Raw genomic sequence first — 11,957 nt, forward strand, 5'->3', positions numbered from 1 at the left:
CGCTCCCTTCTAGATTAAAATACACCTTCATTATTAATTTTTTTAGCGATTTTATTAGTAATCAACACAAGTGTAAATCCAATAGCAGCCTTAAAGATACTAACAGCCATACCGTATCCAATTTTCATTTCGCTAATCCCGGTTCTATAGGCATAGGTTTGAATAACATCAGCTGTCTCATATACTACAGGAGCTGCCATAATAAGTACCTGATCGAATATGTTTAGTATTTTTCCAAGCTCGAAGATAAGCATGATTACGATGGTGGGGCGAATGGAAGCTAATGTGATGTTCCATATTTGCGATAGCTTGCCTGCACCGTCCACCTTGCCTGCCTCGTATAGAGTTGGATCAACAGAGGTAATTGCAGCTAGGTAGACAATAGCGGAGTAGCCGGCGCCTGCCCAAATATCAGTTAAAACGAGCAGATCTCGAATATGATCCTTGCTGGCGAACCAGTAGGTGGGTTCTACTCCCATCAGTGTGGCTATCTGCGAGTTTATACTGTTTTGTGGAGCTAGAATAAGGAACCAAATACTTCCGATTACAACCCATGACAGGAAGTGCGGGAAATAAATAATGGTCTGCACTGATTTCTTAAACAGCCTTGAATTGATTTCGTTCAGCATCAGCGCCACAATAATTGGTATTGGAAAGCCGAATATGAGCTTCATTAAGCTAATAATAATCGTGTTCTTGAAAGCATTCATGAATGACGCTGAGTTCATTAGTCTTATGAAATTATCTAGACCAACATAGGAAACCTGTGATGCTGGAACCTCCCCGAAGTTGGTGAACGCCCAACGCAGCTTGAACATAGGGAGATATTCAAAGAGTAAATATAATGCCAGCGGGATGGCGATTATAAAAAACAGCTGTCGTTGTTTGTACATGTTCCTTAAGATTGAAGCTGCTTTCGATTTTGGTGTTTGTAAGGATAGGTATGCCTCAGATTTGCTCGTACGTATAACTTCCATCTCCTCTGTTGTATTTGCTTCCCCGACTTTTCACTTGAAGCTTAACAAATTGCCTTTTGCCCTCACAATCCACAACATTAACGTAACATCCTGAAAATCAACCGACTTGTTGAAAGCGCTTTAAAAACAATTACACTGCGTTTACAAAGGTATGCATAGATTGTGTTATGTTGCGTTGTATACTAAATTGATGATCCTCTTGTCAGGGTCATTTCTATTGCTATTCGATCGGAGGAAAAGGTAATGTTTGATATTGTAATCGTAGAGGACAAGAAAATAACCCGGGAAGGGCTTGTCCAGCTCATAGATTGGGCATCCATTAACGCATGTGTTATAGGAGCCTTTGAAAGCGGGCAGTCGGCGATTGATTTTTTAAGTCGCAATAAGGCCCATATTGTCATTACAGATATTGAGATGGAGAACGGAAACGGGATGGAGCTTTCAGCATATATTCATGAGCGAATGCCACAGACGAAGATCATTATTATTAGCGCATACGAGCGATTCTCCTATGCCCATCAGGCGATTCAATTAGGTGTATTCTCCTATGTGCTAAAGCCAATTGCAGAGGAGGAGCTGCTGGACAAAGTACGTCATGCGACTCATCAAATCATGAAGGAACGTGAGGTTCATGCCCTTGCTACATTAGTAACTTTACAGGAGCTTTCAACTACGATGGAAGCCTATTTCATGAATAGAGCATTAGATCCTTCCATGCTTGAGCAAGCATTTGAAACGTTACAAAGCGAGCTGGACTTTACTCGAGCTACTGCATTTGTAATTCGGGGGTATGGAGAACGAATCTCTATGCGCAGATTGAAGGAAGAGGTTGCCAGCTCAGGCATGAAGATCATGCTGCTGCAATGCGGGACTTTGCTTACCGGGATCATCTTTGAGGACAAGCCTCTTGACCGATTATATTTTGAAGACCTTTACAAAATCTTTAAATTCAGCAAAAAGGTTCGCATTGGCGTAGGAATAAAAGCTGATACACCTGCCGAGCTGAAAGAATCATACGAAAGTGCACTGCAGTCCTATCGTTATGGATTTCTGCACAGTTTAAATATGATCACCTTCTATGAAGAAATACGGGAAGACCTGCATGTTGAAAAGAGGAAGGACAGTACGCTCTATCTGGATACTTCTTATTTAATCAAATGTATGGAAGCGGAATGGGATGATGAGGCGGCAGAATACATCGACAAGATGTCTACGAGGTGGAGGGACGTTAACAGCAGCATCACTCATATGATCAATCAGTGCAGCGAAAGCATCTCCAGATTAACGTTAGAGCTGTCGGTCGATACTGCTCTTACACCTGAGGCCGTTCTTGCAGATTTCGAGCTCATTACTTGTCTTTCAGAGCTGCAAAGTTATATGAAAGAGCGTATGAGGTCTATTTCGAGTGAGGTTAAAAAAAATAAAACACAAAAAATACGCCCGATTGTAAAGCTGGCACTATCTTATTCCTTGGATCACATTGAAGAGGTAGGTTTAAGTTTAAAGTTTATTGCTAATGAATTAAATACAAGTTATGTCTATTTGAGTAAAGCTTTTAAGGAGGACTACAAAATAGGCTATACGGAATATATGAATCTTTACCGGATTGAACTGGCAAAGAAGCATCTGTCTATTCCTCACGCCAAAATTGGTGATGTTTGTGCTCAAATAGGACTGGAACAGAAAAATTTCTATTTTCTTTTCAAAAAGTATATGGGAATGACGCCCAAGGAGTATCAGAATAAAAATTTAACTGATGTCGGTTAGCGGCAAGGAGCACTTATGTTACATTCTATCAAATGGAAAACCTACTTCACCATTATTGCTTTTTTTACTATTGCAATGGCTATTTCGGGCATCATTATCTATAACATAATCGAATCAGACCTGCAAAAAAAAGCCATTCATACTGCAAATTTGGAGATCGACTTTGCGATTAAACAGATTGATGATAAGTTTAAATATTTGGATCAGGCATACTATGCCATTGCTTTTGATGAAGAAATCATTAAAGAATTAGCCAAAGAGCCAGATGAGATTAACTATAAACGAATTTTAACTAAGCTGGAAAATATGTTGTTTTCAACGAATTACAATGTGTACTCCATTTATTTAAAGGATATTCGCAGCGGTGTGATCGTTTCTACAGAGGAATCTAGTATTTTGAAGCACAATAGCGGCTATTGGGTAGAGGGCTTCACTAGAGAACAGCTGAAAAAACCAGGGCTGATTCATACCCGGGATCTTACTACGGGCGTTGCTTCTCTAACAGCGCTTGCCGGACGTGTAAAGAAAAATTATTTTGAAGATAGTGTAGCATTGCTATCTGTGAATATGCTGCAATACTCGTTTAAGGAGATTTTAGTGAAAGATAATGTATACCCTCACTCGATCCAAATCATTAGTGATCAAAACAATCAGGTTGTCGTCAATAGCAATAACGATGATCCAGCAGCGGTTATGGTGAAGATTCAGGAGGTATCTTCTGGAGGGAGAGTAACGATTGATGATCAGCCGTATATTGTCATTAGCGGCGAGTCCGAAAAATACGGCTGGAAATATACGAAACTGCTGCTCGAGAAAGAGGTATTCTCTGGTATTTATGAAATTCGAAAACTGCTTCTCGTCATCGCATTCGTGTTTTCTGTCGTTATGTTGATCTTTCTTTATCGACAGTTAGATCACGTAACAGCTCCGATTTATCAGCTTTCTGCCATGATCAAAAAGTATCGTCAGAACAGCAATGAAAAAGTGATTTTTAAAACGGACCGAAAGGATGAGTTTTCCTTTTTGTTTCAGAGCTTAGATGACATGGTCCAGCGTATTGACCACTTAATTGACGAGGTTTATAAGGCAGGGTTATATAAGAAAGAAACGCAGCTGCGTGTATATCGCAACAGCATTAATCCACATTTCATTTACAATATTTTAGATTCTATTATTTGGACAATGAAGTTTAAAGACTACAACAAAGCTACTGACATTATTCAAGATTTCTCGAGGTTTCTGCATCATACACTTCATGAGAGTAAAGAGTTTATTGCCGTTTCGGATATGTGGGCTGAGTTGATCGCTTATTGTAAGCTGGAATCGTTCTTGAAGGACGATCTTATCACGTTTTCTATAGAGTTTCAGATAGAGATTCAGCAGCAAATGGTGCCTTCATTTATTATTCAGCCGCTAGTGGAAAATTGCTTTAAGCATGGCTTCAAGGGTCGGAAGCAAGGACATATTACGATTAGGGGATATACGAAAGGGCAGGAGCTTTTGTGCATAGTGGAGGATGATGGGATTGGGATGACCGAGGAGGCGGTGGATGCGTTAATGGATTATGTGCGTAATTATGATATTAATGTAAACAGGAAGCACTTTGGTGTTGCAAGTGTACATCATCGCTTAAAGCTATATTACGGCGAGGACTATGGTGTGAATATTACCTCTAAGTTAGGAGAAGGTACAAGGATTATGGTTAACCTGCCGATTCATCGGACGGACGATACAGAATCTGTAACAAAACAGTTGATCTGATCACTGTAAAAAATGAATTTTGGAACGGAATTTGATATTAAATAATTATGGTGATAGAACATTGATTTTCAAGGTTGTTCCTATCGACGATATCTTTAATAATGAATGCATACCCCAGCAAGAGCTGTCAGGTTCGCATTCATTTTTTTTTCTAAATATAAGGAGGACTATACTATGCGTTTATCCACTTCAACAAATCTATTGGACAAAGTATATGACGAGTTTGGCGTTATTTCACCTGAAAGCTGTCTAGAGCAATGTCTAGAAGCGGGCTTTAAGGTTCTGGATTATAACTTCTGCGATCAAGGTAGACCAGGTCGTCCGATTGCACAAGATGACTGGTATGAGTATATATGTAAATTCAAAAAATTTGCAGATGAGCTGGGTGTAACCTTCTCTCAAACTCATCTGCATATGTACGATCCAAATGATCCACGAATTACGGATCATGGCTGGGAAAGAGAACTTGTACAGCGCTCTATCGTGTGCTCGGGTGTTCTTGGAGCAGAATGGGCAGTAACTCACCCATTACATCAGCACATGCCGACTTATTCCAGACAGGATTATATGCAACTGAATTTGGACTATTATGGTCCGATGCTGGACCAGGCTGCAAAGCTAGGTTACGGGTTGTCATTTGAAAATATGGTGCAATGGGACAATGAATATGTATATGCTTGTAATGGAGAAGATTTGGCGGAGCTAGCGGATGCCTTTAATCGTCCAAACGTAGGTATATGCTGGGATTTCGGACATGCTAACCTTAGTGTAAGAGACCAAGCTGCCGAGCTGCGCAAGATTGGATCACGACTTAAGTCGACTCATATTGCAGACAATCACGGTCATGCAGATGAGCATTTGGCACCGTTTTATGGCCACGTAGATTGGCATCAAATGATGCGTGTTCTTAAAGAAATCAACTATAAAGGGGATTTCACTTACGAAATACAAGCTTTTTCAAGTCCATTGCCGGTCGAGCTTCGTAAATCAATGACTGCACATGTAGCAGACATTGGCAAATATTTAATCCGTTTGTATGAAGAATAGCACACAGTGCTTACTAAAACCAAAGAAATAAAAAGGTTGATTACATTTTGAATTGAAAAGGATGCGAAACATGTCTTATTCTATCAGCTCATCCGAAAGAGAATGGGTCAATAATGTTTACGAGAAGCTCCTAGCTAAAATCTCGGAGGAATGTGATCGTATGGGAGATAAAATTCCCTACATCGCTATCGAGGGAAAGTATATAGACTATGGTGAGCAAGATATTTCGTTTTGGACGAATGGTTTCTGGGCGGGAATTCTATGGCAGATGTATGCAGCTACCGGCGATGAAAAATATCGAAAATCAGCGGTTGGTGTAGAGCAGCGCTTGGATGTTGCTATGATCGAATTTAATGGCTTGCACCACGATGTAGGCTTTATGTGGCTGCATACTGCTGTAGCGAATTATCGTTTGACTGGCAACGAAACGGCTAAGCTGCGTGCTTTGCACGCCGCCAATCTATTGACTGGACGATACAACTTAAATGGTAGATATATATCGGCTTGGAACGAGAATCGCCCAGGCTGGATGATCATCGACTGCTTGATGAATCTTCCCTTATTGTATTGGGCAGCAGAGGAAAGTCAGGATCCGAGATATACGCATATCGCGAATAGCCATATCGACACTACGATTAAACTATTAATTCGTCCGGACGGTTCCGCTCATCATATCGCAGTGCTGGATCCCATGAATGGTCAATTTCTCGAGCATCCAACTGGGCAAGGTTATGCTTCAGGTTCCTCATGGTCAAGGGGGCAGGCATGGGCGATTTACGGATTTTCTATGAATTACAACCATACAGGTGATCAACGTTATCTCGATATTGCAAAGAGTATAGCACATTATTTTCTAGCTAATGTTTCGCAAACGGGATATATTCCCCGTGTGGATTTCCGAGCTCCAACACAGCCAGAGCAGTGGGATACAACTGCAGGTGTATGCGCAGCCTGCGGAATGCTGGAGCTCAGTAAGCATGTAGAAGTTTACGAGAAACAACTATATATCAATGGTGCTCTATCGATATTAAGAGCGATCGAAGAAAACTATTGCGACTGGAACGTAGAAACGGACGGCATCGTTGGTGGAGGTACTGTAGCCTATCATCGTGAAGAAGAAACGCATGTGCCTATTATTTATGGTGATTACTTCCTGTTAGAAGCAATTACTCGGTTAAAAGAAAACGGATTTTACATTTGGTAATCATTTATTTCTCTTATGACAGGACGGTAAGGGTGCATTGAAAAGAGCATTCACAAAAAAATATATCATCAAAGTTTTGATTAGCATCCTAGGTATTGCCATTACTTGTTTTAGTGCTTCCCTGTTCTATAAGATCAACATGGGTGCAGACCCGTACCAGGTGTTCGCAATAGCTGTGCATAAGCGGCTAGGAATTAGTTATGGGCAAGCAAATTTGCTGTTGAATTCGATCATTGTCATTCTTCTAGTCATCTTTAAGAGGAAATATATTAATGTTTCTCTCTTCCTGTCGTTAATCCTGTGCGGCCCGATGTTGGATTTTTTCAACTATCTGATCGGACCGCATATCGGTACAGATCTGTCACTGTGGTTGAAGCTGGTTATAGCGTTTACGGGCACAATCTTTTTGTCTTTCGGAGTATATCTCTATATTTCTCCCCAGCTCGGCGCGAGTCCTGCTGATAGCGTAGGCCTTATCATCTCAGATATGACACGTATTCCTTACAAGCGAATTCGGATATTCACTGATGCGTTATATACGGTGATCGGACTTTCACTGGGAGGTGTCGTCGGTATTGTGACGGTGTTATCGGTGGTGTTAACAGGACCTTGTATTGGATGGTTACAGAGTACCCTAAACAAACGGAGAGCTATAAAATATATATCATGCTAGATTTAACGAGATTTCTATATAAAGGGGCTGTCCCTAAAGTAGAGGTAACTGATAATCCGGCGCTTAAGAGTCACATTGGCGGAATAGGCAGCATGATAGATCTAGTTTCTAGATCTATTTGTGTAGAATTGGTTGTTTTCAGGGAAATAGGTCTAGTTTCTAGACCTATTTCTTGTATTCCGGTGCTTTAGAGGCACGTTGGCGGAATAGGCAGCATGATAGATCTAGAATCTAGATCTATTTATGTAGAATTGGCTGTTTCCAGGGAAATAGGTCTAGTTTCTAGACCTATTTCTTATAATCCGGCGCTTTAGAGGCGCAATGGCGGAATAGGCAGCATGATAGATCTAGTTTCTAGATCTATTTATGTAGTATTGGTCGTTTTCAGAGAAATGGGGCTGTCTCAAAAGTCATCAAAGATGACGATGGGATAGCCCCATATTATTCAGAACAAATTTGGTTCCCAAATTCACTACACAGTCGAATGTTCTTCCGATCGCTGTTGTTCGCGGATTCCTGGAATGAATTAGCCGAGGAAGGAATCCACGAACAAAGGCGACCGCTGGCGCTTCTCCAGAATCATTCGACTTGCTCCGTTTGGTTGAACCTTGATAATTTTAAAGCAAAAGAAACCTGCCCTTATTAGAATGGAAGTACCAGTGAAAAGCTAGAACAGGCTGTTCAACAACTCGAGGCTAAGCTCGATGAAACCTAGAAGGACAAGCAGCTTAAGAAAACCGTGCGCGAGGTGCGAAAGGATCTGCTTCCTCGCCTGCAGAAATATGAAACGCAACAAGAAGTTTTGGGCACTCGCAATAGTTTTAGTAAGACCGACCCCGGTGCCTGAAACCCCATCTGGAAAAAGTCAAAGCAACTGAAGAAATTAGCGATCGATAAAAATCCAAAAACGGCCATGCGGGCTTAGACCTGCAGGGCCGTTTTCGTGATAGTTCAAGGCGATTCAATCGTAATTAACTTGAGACGGCCCCCTATATTTTCAATAAACTTCCTTCAGAAGCTCAAAAACTTCCTCGATCGTGAGGCCAAAGGATTTGTAATACGAAGTGTCAATAACCATCTGCTTCAGGATCATTTCATTACGTTTTTGAAGCATCTCACCTTGTGAGAGATCAGTGACAAAACATCCTTTGCCGGTTACGGTGTAAATCAAACCATGTCGTTCGAGTTCTTCCCACGCTTTCTTAACGGTAATGATACTAACACGAAGCTCCGTAGCCGCTTGTCGTATGGGTGGTAAACTATATCCATTTTCTAGTTCGCCCTTGAGAATTTGTGCGCTGATTTGTTCAAAAAGTTGTTGATAAATGGGTTTATCAGATGTGTTCGAAATCGCTATGTTCATTATATTTCCACTTTCTCAAACCTTTTGTTGGCAATATAATAAGCGATTATCGTAAATATCGCAAATATAACGATGCCCGTGATCAGGATGGATAGTTGAATGGCCAAATTGTCCGCGCCAGTACCTTTGAGAAGATCAAACACGAATGAATTTTGTATGCCGAGCCATTCTGCACCCCCGGCAAACAGCATAGCAGCTGCAATGGATACAAATGCTGCCGCGCCGTATTTATACGCCGTCTTGTAATACATGGATATAAAGATAATGTTGAAAATCGCCAGCATGACGAAACAGAGTCCCCAGAAACCAAAGGAGGGGGCGAAGAAAAGGTATTGCATATTCGGATACAAACGCAGCGTTATCACGCCGTAGATCATAGCAACAACAATATGCAGTAATTCCAGGATTACAATAACGGACACCTTTGCTTTTACAATGTCTTTTTTGGCTACAGGCATCATACTTGAAAATATTAAATCGTTCTGAGTTTTATAGCCTGCAAACATGTTCGGTATCGTAATAAAACAAAAGTAAAGGAGGACCAGAAAATATAACCATCCGGGAATTAGCATTAAGGCGCCTGTCAAAAAAGGCATGACATAAAAGAAAGGACTTACGCCTAACTTTAATTCTTTCATTAATAAGTTATACATGCATATCCTCCTTTTTCGAGCAGTAGATCATAATCTCCTCAAGATTCGGTATGGATGCTTTAATATCTGATGATGGATCAAAGTCTTTTGTATGGATCAAGCCTGTAAAGCCAAAAGAATTTGTTTTGTAGGCGATTAGTTGGTTTTTAACTATATCCAATTGCTCTTTCTTACCATTCAACAAGCGATACGTATCAATAAATTGTTCTTTTTCAGCACTGTTGATAATTTGTCCGTTATGGATATAGGTAATATAGTCTGCACATTTTTCCAAATCGGAGGTGATATGAGTTGAAAACAGGATGCTGATCTCGCCATCTTGCACCAGCTCCTGAAAAATATCCAGAAGACTGTCTCTGGCAATCGGATCAAGTCCGCTAGTTGGTTCATCCAGAATAAGAAGCTTTGCGCCGTGTGATAAGGCAAGGGCCAAGCTGTATTTTACTTTCATGCCAGTTGATAATTCAGCTATTTTTTTGTCTTCAATCAAGTTGAATTTTCTCAAATACTTGTAATAGGTTTCATCATCCCAATTCGAATAGAACCTTTTGATCACATTCGTTAACGTTTTGATTTTACTGCGCGTATAAAAGTTGATGTCTCCAAATGCAGCGCCAATCTCTTGTTTCAATTCAACTTCATGCTCGACCATGTTCTTGCCTAAAATATGAATCTCACCGCTATCCATACGTATCAAATTCAAGATGGATTTGATGGTGGTTGTTTTCCCCGCACCATTGGCTCCAATAAATCCCATAATATAACCCTTTTCCAGTTGAAAAGATACGTTTTTTAAATGAAAATGTTCATATTTTTTATTTAAATTTTTGATATCTAAAGCAAGCATATCGCCAACCTCCATTTCAAAAATTGTGCATGTTGTGCATGCACAATATAGCATTGGGACAGTTTGTATGTCAATAACTTTTATCAAGTGAATCTCTATTATTTTTCGTATTTTTACAGTTCTTGAATATGAAAAGTATTTCGATTAAAGCCGAGCAGTGCTACAATGGAACAAACAGGTAAACCGCTTAACCTAGTTGTTAGTCAAAAAATGATAACGCTTACAAAATAGATGAGGTCTCGGCAGGAGGCTCCACCAAACTTAAAGTGATGAAAACCCCTGCATAGCAAGGGTTTTCATCACTTTAAGTTTGGATTATTATCAATAAGTCTCCTCCATTTATTGGTGATGGGGACGAAAAATTGGGACTGTTATTGGGGATACAGCGTACTCAGAAAAAGATCATCTTCAATTTACGAAAGCCGAAGGATATCCTTTAGCTTTTTTCCGGGATCTGCCAACTCGAGTAGATCAGGCCGCGCTTGCTTTTCAATCAGCATTTCGGCGAGACGAATGTCTTTGGCGATGCTCCCACCCGGTCCGATACCGCTAACGGCTATCAACTGCCCGTTGCTGGCCATATGAAAGAAGAGCTTTCCCGATTCGCCGAGATCGCGAAGCACCATCTCGCTAGCACCATCGGACAACCCCGCCACTTGCAGCGTTTGATCGTATTGATCAGACCAGAACCAGGGAACAGCGGCGTAGCGAACCGATGCGCCCAGCATGTTGCCTGCTGCATGCGTTCCTTGATCTTGCGCGTTGCGCCAAGCTTCAAGTCTGATTCGCCGACCTCCATATAGCGGATGTGGGAACGAGCAGCAATCACCTGCCGCATAGATGTCCGAATCTCCGGTTGCGAGAAACTCGTCTGTTTGAATACCATTCTCGATTGCGAGCCCACTAGCTGATGCTAGAGCAGTTTCGGGAACCGATCCGACGCCAGCGATAATCGTATCACAACGTATTTCGGTTCCGTCTACCAGCTTGATCGCATATTCGTCTTCCTCTCGATCGATGCTTGCGATCATGACTCCGATTTGAAAAGCGACACCTGCGGCGCGATGGCGCTCTTTTACGATGACGGCGATTTCCTCCGGAACGCCACGCATAAGAATTCTCGGTGCGACCTCAATGAGCGTAATGCTACAGTTTTTAGAAATTGCGCTGGCCGCGACTTCGAGCCCGATAAACCCACCGCCGATAATGACCACGCGGTGACCCGGTTGCAACCGATTGCGAATGTTCAGCGCATCCGCGAACCGGCGGAGATAGAGTATCTCATCTACGCCAGTTCCAGGCACGATCAGCTTTCTCGGATTGGCACCTGTGGCGAGCAGCAGCCTCTCGTAGCGAACCTGAATGCCGCTAGCCAGTTCAACAAAATGACTCGAGCGGTCGATTCGGACTGCCGTGCTGCCGGAGAGAAAGCGGATATTATATTGCTCCATTCTCGCTTGATCCAATATCGTAACCGGCGCAGGCTGTTCTTCAGCAGTCAACTGTTGCTTGGACATCGGTGGACGCTCATAAGGATGCCATTTCTCATCTCCAATTATCGTGATCGGCCCCGACCATCCTTGCGTTCGTAGTTCTACGGCAGCGCGTGCTCCAGCCTCCCCCGAACCAACAATAACCATTCCATAGTTATTCATTAATATGCTC

10 protein-coding genes and 1 pseudogene are annotated in these 11,957 nt (G+C 41.7%); 6 read left to right on the top strand and 5 right to left on the bottom strand.

What is annotated here, in order from left to right:
* Positions 1-14: 14 nt before the first annotated feature.
* A complete protein-coding gene (locus tag AC0YN6_RS14880) occupies positions 15-893 on the bottom strand; it encodes an ABC transporter permease (RefSeq protein WP_475747741.1) in 879 nt (292 codons plus the stop codon).
* A 327-nt stretch (positions 894-1,220) separates the two neighbouring features.
* Here AC0YN6_RS14880 and AC0YN6_RS14885 point away from each other — a divergent pair, with 327 nt between their 5' ends.
* The 6 genes and pseudogenes from AC0YN6_RS14885 to AC0YN6_RS14910 form a co-directional block, all read left to right on the top strand.
* Positions 1,221-2,744 carry a response regulator gene (locus AC0YN6_RS14885; protein ID WP_475747742.1) on the top strand — a complete coding sequence of 508 codons (1,524 nt, stop codon included), beginning with the start codon at positions 1,221-1,223 and terminating at the stop codon, positions 2,742-2,744.
* 15 nt (positions 2,745-2,759) lie between these two features.
* The gene (locus tag AC0YN6_RS14890) at positions 2,760-4,505 is read left to right on the top strand and encodes a sensor histidine kinase (RefSeq protein WP_475747744.1); all 1,746 of its coding nucleotides are present in this window, start codon (positions 2,760-2,762) and stop codon (positions 4,503-4,505) included.
* Between the two features lie 174 nt (positions 4,506-4,679).
* Positions 4,680-5,552 carry a sugar phosphate isomerase/epimerase family protein gene (locus AC0YN6_RS14895; protein ID WP_475747745.1) on the top strand — a complete coding sequence of 291 codons (873 nt, stop codon included), beginning with the start codon at positions 4,680-4,682 and terminating at the stop codon, positions 5,550-5,552.
* A gap of 70 nt (positions 5,553-5,622) precedes the next feature.
* Positions 5,623-6,756 (top strand): glycoside hydrolase family 88 protein, encoded by a 1,134-nt coding sequence (locus tag AC0YN6_RS14900; protein ID WP_475747746.1) that lies wholly within the window; start codon positions 5,623-5,625, stop codon positions 6,754-6,756.
* 37 nt (positions 6,757-6,793) lie between these two features.
* Positions 6,794-7,429 carry a YczE/YyaS/YitT family protein gene (locus AC0YN6_RS14905; protein ID WP_475747747.1) on the top strand — a complete coding sequence of 212 codons (636 nt, stop codon included), beginning with the start codon at positions 6,794-6,796 and terminating at the stop codon, positions 7,427-7,429.
* 655 nt (positions 7,430-8,084) lie between these two features.
* Positions 8,085-8,273 (top strand): annotated as a pseudogene (locus AC0YN6_RS14910) (IS1182 family transposase); the annotation flags it as partial.
* Between the two features lie 153 nt (positions 8,274-8,426).
* On the opposite strand, the gene AC0YN6_RS14915 reads toward AC0YN6_RS14910, so the two are convergent.
* From AC0YN6_RS14915 to AC0YN6_RS14930, 4 genes are all read right to left on the bottom strand, one after another.
* On the bottom strand, positions 8,427-8,792 hold the full coding sequence (locus tag AC0YN6_RS14915; RefSeq protein WP_475747748.1) for a GntR family transcriptional regulator: 366 nt from the start codon (positions 8,790-8,792) through the stop codon (positions 8,427-8,429).
* On the bottom strand, positions 8,792-9,445 hold the full coding sequence (locus AC0YN6_RS14920) for an ABC-2 transporter permease (RefSeq protein ID WP_475747749.1): 654 nt from the start codon (positions 9,443-9,445) through the stop codon (positions 8,792-8,794). Before AC0YN6_RS14920 ends, AC0YN6_RS14915 begins: the two co-directional genes overlap by 1 nt.
* Positions 9,438-10,292, bottom strand: a complete 855-nt coding sequence (locus AC0YN6_RS14925; protein WP_475747750.1) for an ABC transporter ATP-binding protein — start codon at positions 10,290-10,292, stop codon at positions 9,438-9,440. The genes AC0YN6_RS14920 and AC0YN6_RS14925 overlap by 8 nt, the downstream gene beginning before the upstream one ends.
* 413 nt (positions 10,293-10,705) lie before the next feature.
* Positions 10,706-11,947 carry an NAD(P)/FAD-dependent oxidoreductase gene (locus AC0YN6_RS14930; RefSeq protein ID WP_475747751.1) on the bottom strand — a complete coding sequence of 414 codons (1,242 nt, stop codon included), beginning with the start codon at positions 11,945-11,947 and terminating at the stop codon, positions 10,706-10,708.
* Between the last annotated feature and the right edge of the window lie 10 nt (positions 11,948-11,957).

The organism is Paenibacillus sp. J22P15, from assembly GCF_056269345.1.